16 protein-coding genes are annotated in these 15527 nt (G+C 69.3%); 7 read left to right on the forward strand and 9 right to left on the reverse strand.

The annotated features are described in order from the left end of the window. Positions 1-240 precede the first annotated feature (240 nt). From RNB18_RS02730 to RNB18_RS02750, 5 genes are read right to left on the reverse strand one after another with little or no spacing between them, the layout of a single operon-like run. Complete coding sequence (locus tag RNB18_RS02730) at positions 241-1110, reverse strand: helix-turn-helix domain-containing protein (RefSeq protein WP_311712502.1); 870 nt, start codon at positions 1108-1110, stop codon at positions 241-243. A 52-nt stretch (positions 1111-1162) separates the two neighbouring features. After that, positions 1163-1861 carry a type 1 glutamine amidotransferase domain-containing protein gene (locus RNB18_RS02735; RefSeq protein WP_311712503.1) on the reverse strand — a complete coding sequence of 233 codons (699 nt, stop codon included), beginning with the start codon at positions 1859-1861 and terminating at the stop codon, positions 1163-1165. Between the two features lie 26 nt (positions 1862-1887). Continuing rightward, the gene (locus RNB18_RS02740; protein ID WP_311712504.1) at positions 1888-2280 is read right to left on the reverse strand and encodes a nuclear transport factor 2 family protein; all 393 of its coding nucleotides are present in this window, start codon (positions 2278-2280) and stop codon (positions 1888-1890) included. Positions 2281-2332: 52 nt separating this feature from the next. Next, positions 2333-2932, reverse strand: coding sequence for a flavodoxin family protein (locus tag RNB18_RS02745; RefSeq protein WP_311712505.1), 600 nt, complete (start codon positions 2930-2932; stop codon positions 2333-2335). Positions 2933-2964: 32 nt separating this feature from the next. Further along, positions 2965-3876, reverse strand: coding sequence for an alpha/beta hydrolase (locus RNB18_RS02750; RefSeq protein ID WP_311712506.1), 912 nt, complete (start codon positions 3874-3876; stop codon positions 2965-2967). 583 nt (positions 3877-4459) lie between these two features. On the opposite strand from RNB18_RS02750, the gene RNB18_RS02755 reads away from it, so the two are divergent. Continuing rightward, a complete protein-coding gene (locus tag RNB18_RS02755) occupies positions 4460-5329 on the forward strand; it encodes a helix-turn-helix transcriptional regulator (RefSeq protein WP_311712507.1) in 870 nt (289 codons plus the stop codon). Between the two features lie 478 nt (positions 5330-5807). Here the strand turns inward: RNB18_RS02755 and RNB18_RS02760 are convergent, their stop codons facing one another. Continuing rightward, positions 5808-6473, reverse strand: a complete 666-nt coding sequence (locus RNB18_RS02760) for a TetR/AcrR family transcriptional regulator (RefSeq protein ID WP_311712508.1) — start codon at positions 6471-6473, stop codon at positions 5808-5810. Positions 6474-6489: 16 nt separating this feature from the next. Next, positions 6490-7248: an SDR family NAD(P)-dependent oxidoreductase gene (locus RNB18_RS02765; RefSeq protein ID WP_311712509.1), complete on the reverse strand. Its 759-nt coding sequence runs from the start codon at positions 7246-7248 to the stop codon at positions 6490-6492. 116 nt (positions 7249-7364) lie between these two features. Here RNB18_RS02765 and RNB18_RS02770 point away from each other — a divergent pair, with 116 nt between their 5' ends. Continuing rightward, complete coding sequence (locus tag RNB18_RS02770) at positions 7365-8312, forward strand: quinone oxidoreductase family protein (RefSeq protein WP_311712511.1); 948 nt, start codon at positions 7365-7367, stop codon at positions 8310-8312. A gap of 287 nt (positions 8313-8599) precedes the next feature. Here RNB18_RS02770 and RNB18_RS02775 read toward each other — a convergent pair whose 3' ends face one another. Then, positions 8600-9055, reverse strand: a complete 456-nt coding sequence (locus RNB18_RS02775; RefSeq protein WP_311712512.1) for a MarR family winged helix-turn-helix transcriptional regulator — start codon at positions 9053-9055, stop codon at positions 8600-8602. Between the two features lie 72 nt (positions 9056-9127). Here RNB18_RS02775 and RNB18_RS02780 point away from each other — a divergent pair, with 72 nt between their 5' ends. Together RNB18_RS02780 and RNB18_RS02785 are read left to right on the forward strand one after the other, a co-directional pair. Further along, entirely contained in the window at positions 9128-9919 is a 792-nt protein-coding gene (locus RNB18_RS02780) for an SDR family NAD(P)-dependent oxidoreductase (protein WP_311712513.1), read from the forward strand. A 248-nt stretch (positions 9920-10167) separates the two neighbouring features. After that, positions 10168-11703: an aldehyde dehydrogenase family protein gene (locus tag RNB18_RS02785; RefSeq protein ID WP_311712514.1), complete on the forward strand. Its 1536-nt coding sequence runs from the start codon at positions 10168-10170 to the stop codon at positions 11701-11703. A 136-nt stretch (positions 11704-11839) separates the two neighbouring features. Here RNB18_RS02785 and RNB18_RS02790 read toward each other — a convergent pair whose 3' ends face one another. Then, positions 11840-12511, reverse strand: a complete 672-nt coding sequence (locus RNB18_RS02790; protein WP_311712515.1) for a helix-turn-helix domain-containing protein — start codon at positions 12509-12511, stop codon at positions 11840-11842. A gap of 72 nt (positions 12512-12583) precedes the next feature. On the opposite strand from RNB18_RS02790, the gene RNB18_RS02795 reads away from it, so the two are divergent. The 3 genes from RNB18_RS02795 (at position 12584) to RNB18_RS02805 (ending at position 15507) form a co-directional block, all read left to right on the forward strand. Beyond that, a complete protein-coding gene (locus RNB18_RS02795) occupies positions 12584-13435 on the forward strand; it encodes an aldo/keto reductase (RefSeq protein ID WP_311712516.1) in 852 nt (283 codons plus the stop codon). Positions 13436-13732: 297 nt separating this feature from the next. Continuing rightward, a complete protein-coding gene (locus RNB18_RS02800) occupies positions 13733-14671 on the forward strand; it encodes an ABC transporter ATP-binding protein (RefSeq protein WP_311712517.1) in 939 nt (312 codons plus the stop codon). After that, positions 14668-15507, forward strand: coding sequence for an ABC transporter permease (locus RNB18_RS02805; RefSeq protein ID WP_311712518.1), 840 nt, complete (start codon positions 14668-14670; stop codon positions 15505-15507). Before RNB18_RS02800 ends, RNB18_RS02805 begins: the two co-directional genes overlap by 4 nt. Positions 15508-15527: the final 20 nt, after the last annotated feature.

Here is a 15527-nt window from a genome sequence, read left to right on the forward strand (position 1 = left end):
GTCCGACATTTCCGCCCCGCGCGCGCCGGGAAAAGGGGAAGGATCTTGGCCGGGATGCAGTTATTGGGGGGACGAATCCCTCCCTCCATGACACGGGCACCGGTGAGAGACGCGATGCTTCTGTTGGCCGCGCTGTGGTATGCCGTTGAGAGTAAGAGGGCAGTCTGAGGCAGGCTCATCCCGAGCGCGGATGGCCGCGGGGAGGGATTTCTCCCCCTGCGGACGCCCGCGGGCGGGGGCTCAGGTGACGGTGTCGGACGCCGCCCGTTTCTGGTCCGCGGCCCAGGAGGCCAGGAGGCGCAGTCCGTCGTGGGACGGGGATCCGGGTTCGGCGTTCCACACGATGATGTGCTGGTCCGGGTCCGTGCCGCAGGTGAGCGTGTTCCAGTCGAGGGTCAGCTCGCCCACCACCGGGTGACGAAGCTTCTTGGTGCCCTTTCCCCGCGCCGCGACGTCGTGTTCGGTCCACCATTGCCGGAACTGTGCGTCGCGGGCGGAGAGTTCCTCGACCAGTGCGGTGAGGCGCTGGTCGTCGGGATAGCGTGCGCTCTCCATACGCAGCTGGGCGATGGCCAGCCGGGTGACCTCCTCCCAGTCCGCGTACAACTCGCGCATCCAGGGTTCGATGAACAGCAGCCGGACGAACACGCGCTCCTGTTCCGGATAGTGTCCGAAATCGGTCCACAAGGCGGCGGCGAGCTGGTTCCAGCCCAGGATGTCGGTGCGTCGGCCGATGACGAAGGCGGGGGAGGCGGTGAGGTCGTCCAGCATGCGCTGCAGCTGTGTGTCCACCTGCTGGCGCTCGTGCGACGCGGACGGGCGCCCCCGATCTTTCGCCGCGAGGTCGAAGAGGTAGGTGCGCTGGTCGTCGTTCAGGCGGAGCACCTGTGCGATCTCGTCGAGCAGCGGGGCCGATGCCTGCAGGCGGCCCTGCTCGATGCGCGTGTAGTACTCGGTGCTGATCGCGGCGAGCAGGGCCACTTCCTCACGACGTAGACCGCTCACGCGCCGCCGTTGCCCTCCGCGAAGTCCGACCTGGGAGGGGCTGAGCTCGGCACGGCGGGCCTTGAGGAACTCACCCAGCTCGTTCAGATGGGGATTGCGGTTCATGATGTGCAGCCTTGCACAGAAGCCCGGCGCTGTGAGGAGGAGAGATCAGTTGTCAGCTCAGTGCCTTGACCAGTTCCTGAGCCAGGGGGACGGCCGAGCCCGGGTTCTGGCCGGTGTACAGGGTGCGGTCAACCTCCACGTGCGGGGCGAACGGTTCGGTCTCGCGGTAGTCCGCGCCGAGTTCGCCCACGAGGCGGTCCTGCAACAGCCACTTCGCGCGATCAGCGAGACCGTTGAGCTTCTCCTCGGCGTTGGAGAGGCCGGTCAGGCGGTAGCCGGCGAACGGGGACGTCCCGTCCGGGCCGATGGTGGCCAGCAGCGCCGCGGGGCCGTGGCACACCAGCGACACCAACTTGCCCGAGGTGAGCCAATCGGTGAGCAGCTTGCCGGAGGCGGCGTTGTCCGGCAGGTCCTCCATCGGGCCCCAGCCGCCGGGGTAGAAAACGGCCACGTAGTCGTCGATGGTCACGTCCTCGATGCGCATCGGGTTGGCCAGCTCGGTCGCCTCGCGCAGGGCGGTCCGCATGCGCTGGGCGCCTTCCTCGCCGCCGTTGAACTCCGCGGTGAGGCTGAGCGCATCGGCGGTGGGCGGCACGCCGCCGGGGGTCGCGGCCGCGATCTCGTATCCGGCCTCCTTGAAGACCTGGTACGGGCCGATTGCTTCCTCGGCCCAGAAGCCGGCCGGCTGCCGGGTTCCGTCGGCCAGCGTCCAGTGGTCGGACGCGGTGATCACGAAGAGGATCTTCGCCATGAGTGACTCCTAACGGGTAGGGGGGCTCAGCCCTTGAGGGCTTCCTGGAGGACATGGCTGTCGGCGGCCTGCCGCATGCTCACGGCCTTGCCGTCGCGGACGGTCCACAGGTGGATGAACCGGACGTCGGCCTTGATCCCGGTCTTCGTCTCGGCGTGGTAGTGCCCGAACACGAAGACGTGGCCTTCGTCGTCCGCGTAGAACTCCTCGGGCACCGCGCCGAACGACTCGTAGTTCGGCATCGTCCTGCCGAAGAAGTCCTGCGCCGCGCTGGCCCAACCGTGGTACACGCCGCTGTTCGGGAAGCCGGGGGTGATGTCCCACACGAGGTCGGAGGCCATGACCTCGCTGGTGACCTCCGGGGACATTCCGGACTCGTACAGCCGGCGGATGAGGGCGAGGCTCGGGGAGTCGGACATGGTTGCTCCTTGCGGGGGGTGGTGGCTCGAATACGGAAAGAAGGCCTGGTGATCAGGCGGCGAGAGCGGCCCGTCCGGCGCGGAAGACCGCTGCCTGGCGCGCGACGCGCGCACCCAGGTGCTCGGCGGTGGCGATGTCCGACTTGTGGACCGCTTCCGGACCGGCGTCGGTCGGGCTCTGGTCGCCGGCACCCATGAAGAACCCCAGCCGGTTGATGTCGTCCTCGCTGCCCGTGGTGGAATCCCAGCCCGGCATCAGACCCAGGCTGATCCAGTGCATGCCGTGCTGGGCGGCCAAGGTGGCGAAGTAGCCCAGGGTGGACGACTTGTCGCCGCTCTTGGCCCCGGAATTGGTGAAGCCTGCGGCAAGCTTGTCCCCCCAGGCATGGGAGAACCAGCGCTTGCTGCTGGCCTCGGCGAACTCGTGGAAGGCCGCGGAGGCGGTACCCATGTACGTGGCGGCACCGAAGATGATCGCGTCCGCGGCGTCCAACTGCGCCCACTGCTCGTCGGTGATGGTGTCCACGGGGATCGAGACCACCTCGGCGCCGGTTCCCGCCGCGCCACGCGCCACGGCTTCGGCGACGACAGCTGTGTGGCCGTAGCCCGAATGAAAGGCAATGGCGATATTGGTGCGGTTCGGATGGGGCATGGCGATCGGTCTCCTCGAAAATCTGTGGACCCCTAGAGGATGGTGAAGAACTCCGCCATCTTGGGGATCGCCTGATCCACGTACTCAGGCACGTCGTACAGTGCGATATGAGTCGCGCCGTCGACGACGAACAACTCCTTCGGTCCCTTGGAAAGCTCGTAGGCCTGGTCGCTGAACACCTTGGTGTCCGCCTTGCTCCCTGCGATGAGGAGCAACGGCTGTGTGAGCAGTTCCGGGATCTGGTCGAACGCCGAGAAGGCGAACATCTTGTCCATGCTGGTCAGCAGGAAACGGCCCTTCGAATTGGGGTGCTGACCTCGTGGCGTCCGGTAGTAGTCGTAGCCTTCGCGCAGGAGGTCCGGCGTGCTTTCGTTGATCTCCTCCAGCGTTTCCGGGACGAACGGGGCGTAGAGAGGCTGTGCTCCCGCTGCTTCCGCCGTGCGCTGCTGGGCGACCATTTCCAGCGTGCCGATCTGCTCGGCTACCGGGGACAGATGCCCCAGGAAGCCCCTGGAACCCTCACCCATCGGAGCCGCGCTGACGGTAGCCACTGCCTTGAAGCGACGTTCGGTCTGGGCCACGCTGATCGCGTAGCCGCCGCCGGCGCAAATGCCGAAGACCCCCATGCGGTCGGAGTCGACGAACGGAAGAGCGGTGAGGAAGTCGGCTGCACAGCGAGCGTCTTCCACCCGGGTCGTGGGGTCTTCCAGGAGGCGGGGTTCGCCACCGCTCGCTCCTTGGTAGGAGGAGTCGTAGACGACGGTGACGAATCCTTGCTCAGCGAGCCTCTTGGCGTAGTGGCCGATGGTCTGTTCCTTTACGCCGCCGGCCGGATGAATTCCGACGAGTGCCGGATATTTCTTGTCTTCGCTGAAGTTTTCTGGCAGATGGAGGTGTCCCGCAATCTCTACTTCCTTGTTTCTGAAGGAAACAGTTTCGACCATGGCGTGCCCCTTTCGTGGCCTCGGTTCGCAAATGCGTGGTTCGGTAAGGGGATCTGGACGATTTCGCCTCGGGTGTGCCGATGCTCCAGCTCCGCGAAGGCGTCGGCGACGCGGTCGAGTGAGTATGTGGCTGCGATGGGCGGCTGACGGCTTGTTCGCCTGCCGCGTGGTCGACCCTGCCATCCTCGTGCGAGCCTGCACAGGGGAGAATTCCACTGTGGGAATGGCTTATCCAGGGGAGCAATCCTTACCCCCTTGGCGCAGGCCAAATTCCTCAAGGTGCGGAGGGCCGAGTTGAGTCACCGATCCGTCCATGCGGACGCTGTACGCGGACTGGTCGCCCGAGGCTGGTCCGGTCGGCGAACGCCCCATGCCGGACAAGGACTTCGGGCAATGGTCGGGAAGCCGTCAGATGCCGTCGCGCAGGCTGGGCATGAAAAGGTTCCAGCACCGCGTCGCCGGCGAACTCGCCCCACCTCGCCTCACGGCCTCGCTCACTCGAGAAAAGCAAAGGCGACTGTCCAGACCCTGGGAGAAAACTCTCCCCCTCACTGTTCCGTTGAGCGCTGCGACACTAGCTGCTATGTACAGCAAGGCGCGTTTGCCTGAACTGGGAGAATTCCTCAAGGTGTGCCGGGCGCAACTCAGCCCGCGCACCGTGGGTCTGCCCGAGTCCCGGGCGCCCCGGCGAGTGCCGGGGCTTCGCAGGGAGGAGGTCGCCCAGCTCGCGGGGATCAGCACCGACCGCTACACGCGGTTGGAACAGGGGCGCGCGCCCGTGCCGACCTCGGTGCTCGCCACCCTCGTTCGGGTCCTGCATCTCGACGATGACCAGCGTGACCACCTGTTCGCCCTGGCAGCGAAGGATGAGTGCGCGCCGCGCCGCCTGCCGGCGCAGAAGGTCCAGCCGCAACTCAGACGTCTCCTGGACGAACTGACCGGGACCCCCGCGCTCGTCCTGGGTCGGCACATGGACATCCTGGCCTGGAATGCCCTGACCGCCGCTCTGCTCACAGACTTCGAGCAAATACCTGAGAAGAAGCGCAACTACGCCCGGCTGCTCTTCACCGACCCCCGCTTCCGGGAGCTCTACCCCGACTGGAGGACGATCGCCCGGAGCTGCGTCGCCCAACTGCGCGTGGAGGCCGCACAGAGCCTTGGCGACCCCGAGTTGACCGCACTGGTCGGCGAGCTGTCGGTGATCGACGCCGACTTTCGGCAGTGGTGGGCAGGCCGCCAGGTGCCCTTCCTGCAAGTCGGCTCAAAGAGGCTGAGCCATCCGGTCGCCGGTGACCTCACTCTCGACTGGGACAGCCTGACCTCGACAGCCGACCCGGCACAGCAGCTGGTGATCATGACGGCTGAGCCCGGGACCCCGTCCCATGACGGACTGCGCTTCCTTGCGTCGTGGACTGCTGCCCCGTATCGGCGGGCGGGGGATACGACAGCGTGACCGAAACGGCCGAGATCTGGCGACGCTCCCGCGAGGAGGGACGCGCCGGTCAGGATGCCGGACGGGTCCACCGGCGCGTGGCGGAAAGCCGGCCTATGTGCCCGTGCTTGCCATGGATCGCGGGGTCGGGTGTCACGACGGACTGCTTGAGCTCGGTTCTGCCGTGTGACCGGTCGTCCGTCGCCGGCGGACCCGCGACCAACCCGGGTTCGGCCTACGGCGCATGGACCCCGTCGGTGTCGATGTGGGCCTGCTGGCACGCGGCGTCGGCGCCGGCTCCCTCGCTCGGAGCTTCACGCATCAGGCCGCGGCCCGGCTGCCGCACCTGTCGCCGCGAGCCAGTCTCTGGAACTCTGATGACGCAGGAGCCTCCACTCGCCGGTCGTATCGCTGATCGCCCGCGACTGGGTCAGCGTGTTCCAAGACACCGCAGGATCTGACAGCGCCCCATCAAGCCAGGTCGCACTCCGCCGGAGGTTCACTTCTTGGGCGCGTTCCACAGCTCGCTCAGTTCCGCCCAGTCCGGAGCCGGGCTCCGCAACGCGGTGGGCCCGTCGGTGGTCGACGTGTGCAGTCCGGCGAGGATCAGATCCAGGTACCGCAGGTGGAGCGTGGTGGCGCGTTCGTCGGTGACGGGGATCCGCGCGGTGAGGTGTTCCAGCAGCAAGGGCACGTCGGCGGAGGTGAAGTCGGTGCGCAGCACGCCTGCGCGGTGGGCGCCGTCCACCAGGTCGTCGAGGGCGGCCCGAAGCAGACCGGCTGCGGCCACGATGTCGTCGGTGGCCGGCAGTCGGCCGCCCACCAGCGGGAGCAGCGGGCCGCCCGCACCCTGGGCCGAGAGCGCGTCCCGCAGGAAGCGGGCGAAGGCCGCCCATGGATCGGGTTCCTCGGCGAGGGCGGTGCGGGCCTGGGTGACGAGCTGTTCCATCCCCACGATCCGCATCCGCTGAGCCAGCAGTTCCTTGCTGGGGTAACGGCGGTAGAGGCTCCCCATGCCGATGCCTGCCCGGCGGGCGATCTCCGAGACGGGGGCGTCCCAGCCGAGCTCGGCGAAGACTTCGCGCGCAGCCCGCATGAGGCGGGCGTCGTTGCGGTCCGCCTCCCGCCGGCGGCCGCGCGGTCCACCGGTCTGTGTGTCACCCATGGACAGGTATTTTCCTCTACCGGCGAGCCAGGCCGTACCCACCGTCGACGGTGAGCACCTCGCCGGTGACGAAGGCGGCTTCCTCGCCGAGGAGCATCACGATCGCCCGGGCCACGTCCTCCGGTTCCGCGACCCGCCCCAGGGGCGTGTTCTCCGCCAGCCGCCGCTGGAACTCCTGCGGGACGCGCGCGCTGCTCTCCGTGCGGACGTAACCCGGTGCCACGACATTGACGTTGACGCCGAGCGGACCGGCCTCATGGGCGACGAAGCGGGCGAAGGTGTTCAGAGCGGCCTTGGCGGTGCCATGGGCGGCCATGCCCGGGGCGGGCGGACCATCGGCCACGGCGCTGGAGACATACACGATCCGGCCCTGCCCTTGGGCGCCCATGAGCTCCAGTGCCCGCTGGGTGAGCGTGTAGACGGATGTGAGTTCGTCCGTCACCTTCGTCCTGAAGTCGTCCCAGGCGAGGGTCTGCACAGAAGTGGGGGTGAAGCGAGCGCCGGCGTTGCAGACAAGGACGTCCAAGCGCCCGCCGACTGCGGAGTGCTCCAGCAGTTCGGCCGCCTGGATGGGGTCGTACACGTCGGCCTGCACGGCGAAGGCTTCGCCGCCGTCGGCCTCGATGAGCTTGACCACCTGGTCGGCCGCTTCGCGGTGAGAGAAGTAGTTGACGGCTACGCGGTAGCCGCGAGCTGCCAATGCACGCGACGTGGCAGCACCGATTCCCCGGCTGCCGCCGGTCACCAGGGCCGTGGGCTTGGTCGTGGCGTTCATGTGTCCTTCCATGTCGGGTGATCGGTCGCCGCCCAAGCTATCGGAGCGGAGCGCTCCGCTCAAAAAATTACCCGCGAAGGGGAATCGGCCCTTCCAGCACCGTGTTGTCGTCTGACATGAGCGAAGCAGTAGTAGCGCGTGCCTACGGTGGTCCCGAGGTGCTGTCGGTGATCGATGTCGCCGTAGCGGAGCCCGGGCCGGGTCAGGTGCGCATCGAGGTTCGCGCCGCCGGCGTCAACCCCTTCGACCACAAGACGTACAGCGGCGCCTTCGGAACCGATCCGGCGAACCTGCCGATGCGGCTCGGCGCCGAAGCGGCCGGTGTGGTGACCGCTGTCGGTGCCGACGCGACCGGCCCCGCGGGCCCGATCCGGATCGGCGACGAGGTGATCGCGTACCGAGCGTCCGGCGCGTATGCCGCCGAACTCATCGTCCCGGCATCCTCGGTGGTGCCCAAGCCCGCCGCTCTCTCCTGGGAGCAGGCGGGAGGACTGATGGTCACGGGCGTCACCGCTGTGCACGTCCTCGAAGCGATCGGCCTGCATGAGAACGACTCGGTGCTGATCCACGGTGCCGCGGGTGGCGTCGGCCTGATGGCCGTGCAGCTGGCCGTCGAGCGGGGCGCGACGGTACTGGGAACGGCGAGCCCGGCCAAGCACGACGTACTGCGCGACCTGGGGGCGATTCCGATCGCGTACGGGCCGGGTCTGGCGGACCGGGTGCGTGCGGCAGCGCCGCAGGGCGTCCACGCGGCGGCCGACCTGGTGGGCACCGACGAGGCGGTGGACGTCTCGGTGGAGTTGGTGGCGGACCGGTCCCGCATCGCGAGCGTTGCGGGGTTCGAACGAGGGGCCCGAGCCGGCATCAAGCTCCTGGGCGGCGGGCCCGGCGCGGACCCGGGCACAGAAGTCCGCGCCGCCGCGCGCCTGCAGCTCACCGAAGCCGCGGGGGCCGGGCGACTGCGGGTCCTGGTCGCCGCCAGCCATCCGTTGCGCGAGGTCGCGGCGGCGCACCGGCAGATCATGACCGGACATACGACGGGGAAGATCGTCCTCGTCCCGTGACCCGTCCCCCCGGCTGCACCGGCGGCGGCGCTGTGAGAAGAGACGGGGGAGTGTCCGAGGGGGAAGCGAAGGGGGGCAGAGAAGCTCTGCCCCCTTGCTCGCGGTGGTGGGGGCCCCTGGGATCTTCGGCACGCACCTGCTTCAGGAGGCGGGGCAGTCCTTCGAGCGAGTGGTCGCCGCTGTCGCCGCGGGGCGAGCCCCCGGGCAGCCGGCGAGACCGCGATGGAGGAGTCGGCGTGCGCCGGGCCGTGCCCCGACGCACATGCGTGGCCTGTCGACCGACGGGCTCAGGCGTTGCGCACCGCCTTGCTCACATGGCCGAGCAACGTCCGCAGCTGCGCGCTCTCTTCCGGCCCCAGCCCCTCGGTGATGTGGCGCTCGATGTCGGCGATCACCGCGTCGGCCGCGCGCAGCGCTTCCCGTCCGGCGTCGGTGAGGTGCAGTTCCTGCACGTGCCGGTGGCGCGGGTGCTCGCGCCTCTCCAACTGCCCGCGGCCCTCCAGGCGTGCCACGAGAGAGGCGACGGCCTGGGGAGTGACGTTGAGGCGGCGGGCCAACTCGGCGCCGGCCAGCCCTGGTTCGCTGTGCACCGACATCAGCAGGGTGTAGTGGGCGGCGGCCATGCCCAGCGGGCGTAGCCGCTGTTCCTTGAGTGTCAGCACCGCCAGGTCCGCGCGGCGCAATGCCCAGGTCACCCGGTCAAGCGCGCCGAGCCCCACAGGCTCCTCGTCATCACGTATCACCTGCCAAGTGTACGACACTTCATAACCATCAAGCGTTTGACACTAGGCTAACGCTTGAGGCATGCTCGATGTATGACTCGCACGATTGCTCTCATCACCGGCGCCTCCTCCGGCATTGGCGCCGAATACGCCCGTCTGCTGGCGGACGACCACGACCTCGTCCTGGTGGCGCGCCGCGCGGACCGGCTCGGCGACTTCGCAGAGGAGCTCCGCGCCCGGGGTGCAGCCGTGGAGGTGCTGCCCGCTGATCTCGGCACCCACGAGGGCATCGCCGCTGTCGCCGGTCGCCTCGCCGCAGGGGACGTGCGCCTGCTGGTCAGCAACGCGGGCGCCGGCGGCTACGCCCCGCTCGTCGATGTCGACCCCGCCGACGTCGACCGCCTGCTCACCCTCAACGCCGTGGCCCCCGTTCAGCTGGTCCGCGCCGCGCTTCCCGGAATGCTCGCCGCCGGAGAAGGCGCGATCATCACGGTGGCCTCACTGCTGGCCTTCAGCGGGGGCCTCACTGATTCACGCGCACCCCGACGCACTCTCTACGCGGCAGCGAAGGCGGCCACGGTCGCCTTCACCCGGACCCTTGCAAGTGAGCTGGCAGACACCCCCATCCGTACGCAAGTGCTGCTGCCCGGCGTCGTGGCCACGGAGTGGAACCAAGGCGTCGGCCGCGACATCCCCTGGGCGATGACCCCGCAGGATGTCGCCTCGGCCAGCCTTGCCGGGCTGCGCCTGGGGGAGACCGTGTGTGCCCCTGGTCTCGAGGACCAGGCCGCAGCCCTTGACGCCCTCCTGGCCGCGGAGGCCGCTCTGCTCACCGGCGGCAATCAGCCCGCCCCCGCGGCTCGCTACCGCAACCCGCAGGCGTAGCAGCGGGCGCCACCTCGGCGCTGCCCCCGACCCGGCCGCGGGTCGCCCTCCGACGGCCGCGCTACGCCCGTCCGCCGAGGGCGGTTCCGGATGTGCGGCTGCCGGGTGCCCAACTGCCAAACCTCCGTCACGTCGGCCCACGCCGACTGCAGTCCAGCGGCCACCAGTGCCGAAGACCATGTCCGCCACCTGCCCTCACTCAAGGTGCGCCTCACGCGGGCGGACGTAAGAAAGACAGGGGAAGACCCATGACCGACACCATCCCGACGACCACACGTGACGGCGTCATCGGATACGACGCGACCGAGATCGTCACCATCGACCAGGCCACCGGAGCCGAGTTCGCGCGATACCCCGTGGCCGGCAAGGAAGAGGCTCTCGCAGCCGTCTCCGCCGCACGCTCGGTCTCGGGGGCCTGGTGGGACCTCGGCTTCGAGGGCCGCGCGGAGCGACTGCGCGCGTGGCGGCGGCAGATAGCTTCGAGCGGTGAGGAGGGCGCCGCACTCATTCACGCCGAGAACGGCAAGCCCCTCGACGACGCCCGCGTGGAGGTGCTCGGCACGCTCGAGCATGTGCAGTACGCCGCTGACAACGCCGCGCGTGTCCTGGAGCGCCGGGAGGTTCCGGGCAGCCCCACCACGCCCAACCAGCGTGCGTGGGTCGAATACCAGCCCTACGGCGTGGTCGGCGTCATCGGCCCGTGGAACTTCCCCCTGCTCACTCCCGCGGCCATCCTCGTCGACGCGCTCGCAGCCGGGAACGCCGTCGTCCTCAAGCCCAGCCAGATCACGCCCGGCGTCGCTGAATGGCTCGTCCGAACCTGGCAGCGTGCGGTTCCGGAGCTGCCGGCCGTCCTGCAGAGCCTGAACGGATACGGGGCCACAGGTCAGGCGCTCATCGAGGCCGGCCTCGACAAGCTCGCGTTCACGGGCAGCGTCGCCACGGGTAAGACGGTGGCCGCCCAATGCGCTCAGACCTTGACCCCCGTTCTGCTGGAACTCGGCGGCAAGGACGGCGTCATCGTCGCCGAGGACGCCGACCTGGACGAAGCCGCCGCTCACGTCGTGTGGGGCGCCATGCAGAACACCGGGCACGGTTGCATCAGTCTCGAAGTGGCCTACGTCGTCGAGTCGGTGCACGACGAGTTCGTCCGGAAGATCAGCGAGCTTGCCGGGCAGGTACGCGTCGGCAGCGACGAGGATGCGGAGATCGGACCGGTTCCGCTGCCGAGCCAGACCTCGATCATCCGCGAACACATTAAGGACGCTCTGGAGCGCGGCGCGACAGCCACCGTCGGCGGCCTCGACGCGGTGGGTGACCGCTATGTCGCGCCCACCGTCCTGGTCGGAGTGGCCCCCGACGCCCTCGCGGCGACGGAGGAGACGTTCGGGCCGACGCTGGCGGTCATCAAGGTCGCCGACGCCGATGAGGCCGTCGCTCACATCAACGCCGGCCGGTACGGACTGGGCAGCGCCGTCTTCAGCCGCGACCGCGGTGAAGCCATCGCCCGTCGCCTCCGCGTGGGAATGACCAGCATCAACGATGCACTGGTGTTCTCCATGAACCCCGCGGTGCCTTTCGGCGGTCGCGGCGACAGCGGCTACGGGCGCAAGCAGGGGGAGGAGGGGCTGCGGGAATTCGCCTACGCGCACTCCTTCACTGCCAAGACCGGCCCCGCGCGGTTCTCCGCCTCGACCTTCGGCAGGCCACAGGGGGCCATGGCGGGAGCCCTCGCCGGCGCCCGTGACAGGATCCTGGCCGAGAGCGGCGAGAAGTCGGACTGATTCACCTCACGGGCTGCGACGGACGTTCCGGGCCGAGCGCAGTCCGCCGTGGGTTCCCTCACGAGGCAGGCCGTCGACCGGCCTGGCACCCGGGTCCGAGACGCCGCACGGTCTTGGAACCCGGGTGTGGGTCTGCTCACCCGCGGGCCAGGCCCCACTCGCCCGCGCGCACCCCGGCCTGGAAGCGGGAGTCCGCGCCCAGGGCGACGAGCAGTTCGGCGACCCTGCGGCGGTAGGTGCGCAGCGACATGCCCAGTTCGCGTGAGGCTGTCACGTCGGTCATTCCGGTGCCAAGTGCGTGCAGCACCTCGCGGGCTTGCGCGTCGATCCGGGGCCGGTCGGTATCGAAGAAGGACGCCAGGTCGGTGGCCGTCTCCCACGCGGCTTCGAACAGCGCGTACGCCCCGCTGACCAGGGCGGGTTCGGCACTCATCGTGTACGTACGATGCCGGGGACGGTGAGTGGACGAGGCCGAGGACGCGGGATCGGTCAGGAACATGGTTCGCCGGTCGATGAAGACCGTTCCCTGAAGCAACGGGGTGGTGGTGATCCGCACCTGCATGCCGTGGGCGGCCATCTCGCGCAGCACCTCCCGGTCGTGCTCGTCGGCGAGCGCGGCGGGACTGAACAGTTTGCGGGCCTGACGTGTTCCGTCGCGGCGTATCCGCAGACGCGCGGATTCGCGGGCACCGGGCCAGGTGTCGAGGTCGCGGGCGGCGCTGACCCATTCCGCGTCGTGCAACTCCACCAAGGGCGTGATCCGCGCGTGGAGTTCAAGATCACTCCTGAGGGCCATGTGCTGTGGCATGCGCTCATTGTGCCTGTGGCAGCAAGGTGCCACAGGCTCGTCGGCAGGTTGCACGCCGTACAGGCTGGGCCCATGAGCAATGAATTCCGCATCGGCGGCGACCTTGCCGTCAACCGGCTCGGCTTCGGTGCCATGCGACTGCCGTCCAAGGAGGGCATGGGTGGTCCGGCCCGTGACCCCGAGACCGGCCGAGCCGTACTGCGCCGCGCCGTCGAACTGGGTGTCAACCACATCGACACCGCCGACTTCTACGTCAGCGCCGGTGGTGCGGTGCGCGCGAACACCCTGATCCGCGAGGCCCTCCATCCCTACGCGTCCGACCTGGTCATCGCCACCAAGGTGGGTCCCGTCCGCCGCCCCGACGGCTTCCGCCAGGCCGCCACCCCGGCCGACCTGCGCGGCTTGGTGGAAGCCAACCTCGAGGGTCTGGGCGTGGACCGCCTCGATCTGGTCTACCTGCGCATCGGTCGGATGGAACCCCCGCACGGAGAGTCGCTCGCCGAGCGCTTCGAGGCCCTCGCCGCGCTGCGGGAGGAGGGCCTGATCCGTCACCTCGGCATCAGCAACGTCGACCTCGACCATCTCGAGGAGGCCCGCGGGATCGCCCCCGTCGTGGCGGTGCAGAACCAGTTCCACGCCGCCAAGCGAGACGACGTGGAGCTGCTTTCCGCCTGCGAGGAGGCCGGCATCGCGTTCGTGCCCTTCTTCCCGCTCGGTGGCGGGCGGGAACTCGACGACGAGCGGCTGGCCAAGGTCGCGGCCCGGCACGGCGTCGCCGTGTCGCAGATCGGCCTGGCCTGGCTGCTGGCGTCCTCGCCGGTGACCCTGGCCATTCCTGGCACGGGCTCTGTGTCGCACCTGGAGGACAACATGGCCGTCGCCGGGATCACCCTCAGTGAAGAAGACCTCGCCGGCCTCTCCTGACGTCCGCGGGCTGTCGAAGCGCCTCGCGGTCCGTCATCTCGCCGGCCGCCCCGAGGGTCCCGAACACTGACCGGCGCAGTACCGGTGGCCGCGGACAGCTTCTTGTCGGATGCCTGCCGCGACCACGGCGGAGCCGACGAACTCGGAAAGCACCGCAGGTAGGCGCGTAGTACCGCGGTACCACTCGTACGGCGCAGATCAGCCTCCCGGTACCACCGGATCGGGGTGATTCGGCACCTAGCGTTGCCGGTGCGGCGTCGAAGTGACGGACGCCGGAGCCAGACAGAAAGTACGCGGATGATCGACGCACGGCAGTTGACCAAGAAATACGGCGAGAAGACAGCCGTCGACGGACTGGACTTCGTCGTGAAGCCGGGCACGGTGACGGGTTTTCTGGGGCCCAACGGCGCGGGCAAGTCCACGACCATGCGCATGATCGTCGGCCTTGATGCCCCGACGAGCGGCTCCGTCACCGTGAACGGCAGCCACTATGCCCGCCACCGGGCGCCACTCCAGGAGGTCGGCGCGCTCCTGGAGGCGAAGTCGATCCACCCCGGCCGCTCGGCGTACAACCACCTCAGGGCCCTCGCGCTGACCCATGGCATTCCGGGCCGCCGGGTCGACGAGGTCATCGACCTCGCCGGACTGGGCAGCGTGGCGAAGAAGCGGGCCGGTGCCTTCTCCCTCGGCATGGGCCAGCGGCTGGGCATCGCCGCGGCGCTGCTGGGCGATCCGCAGACGGTGATGCTGGACGAGCCGGTCAACGGGCTGGACCCGGAGGGGGTGCTCTGGATCCGCAACCTGCTCAAGGGGCTCGCCGACGAGGGGCGGACGGTGTTCGTGTCGTCGCACCTGATGAGCGAGATGGCCTTGGTGGCGGACCACCTGATCGTCGTGGGGCGGGGCCGGCTGCTGGCCGACACCACCGTCGCGGACCTGATCCGCGAGGCGGGCGGGGACACGGTGAAGGTGGTGACGCAGGACCCGGCGCGGCTTCGGGACGTCCTGGCCGGGCCGGGGGTCGACGTCACCGGCCGGATCGGCTCCGAGGAACTGCAGGTGACCGGGCTGTCGGCCCGCGAGATCGGGTTGAAGGCGGCCGAGCACGGGATCGCCCTGTTCGAGTTGAGCGCGCGGACCGTGTCGCTGGAGGAGGCGTTCATGGAGCTGACCAGGGATGCCGTGGAGTACCACGGCTCCACGACCGGCATCGAGACCCTCGGAAGGTCCGCATGAGCACCCTCACCGCAACCGCCGAGGAACCCCGGACCACCCCTGCCCGCCCGGCCTACCGGGTGACCGGACGGCGCGTGCTGGCCTCCGAGTGGGCCAAGCTGTGGTCCCTGCGCTCGACCTGGATCACCCTGGGCCTGGGCCTGCTGTTCGTGGTGGCCTTCGGCGTGATCGCCGCGAGCCGCTACAAGTCGGGGATCGACTCCGGCAACCTGGACCGGGACTTCGCCGATTCGACGACCGTGAGCCTGTCCCTGTTCGGTACGAACTTCGCCCAGCTGGCCCTGGGCGTGCTCGGCGTGCTGGTCACGGCGGGGGAGTACTCGACCGGCATGATCCGCTCGACGCTGGCGGCGGTGCCCCGCCGACTGCCCGTGCTGTGGTCCAAGGCGGCCGTGTTCGGGCTGGTCGCGCTGGTGGTGGGGACGCTGGGCGCGTTCGTCACCTTCCTGATCGGGAGCGGCATCGTCTCGGGTACGCCCGCGGCCGTGAGCCTCTCGCACGCGGGTGTCCTGCGGAGTCTGCTGGGCGCGGGGCTCTACCTCGGCCTGGTCGGGGTGATCGGCGCCGCCCTGGGCGCACTGCTGCGGTCGGTGGCCGGCGGGATCTCGGTCCTGGTGGCCGCCCTGATGCTGATCCCCGGACTGATCTCCCTGCTGCCGAGCTCCTGGCAGGACGACATCAGCCCCTACCTGCCGTCCAATGCGGGGCAGGCGATGTTCGCTCTGACCCACGACTCCACGACCCTGTCGCCGGGCGCCGGACTGCTGGTGTTCCTGTGCTGGACGGCGCTGGCGCTGGGCGGCGCGGCGTACCGGCTCGTGCGCAGCGACGTCTGACGCCCGCACCATGGACAGGT

Origin of the sequence: Streptomyces doebereineriae (genome assembly GCF_031845645.1) — a bacterium.
Classification (GTDB): Bacteria; Actinomycetota; Actinomycetes; order Streptomycetales; family Streptomycetaceae; genus Streptomyces; species Streptomyces canus.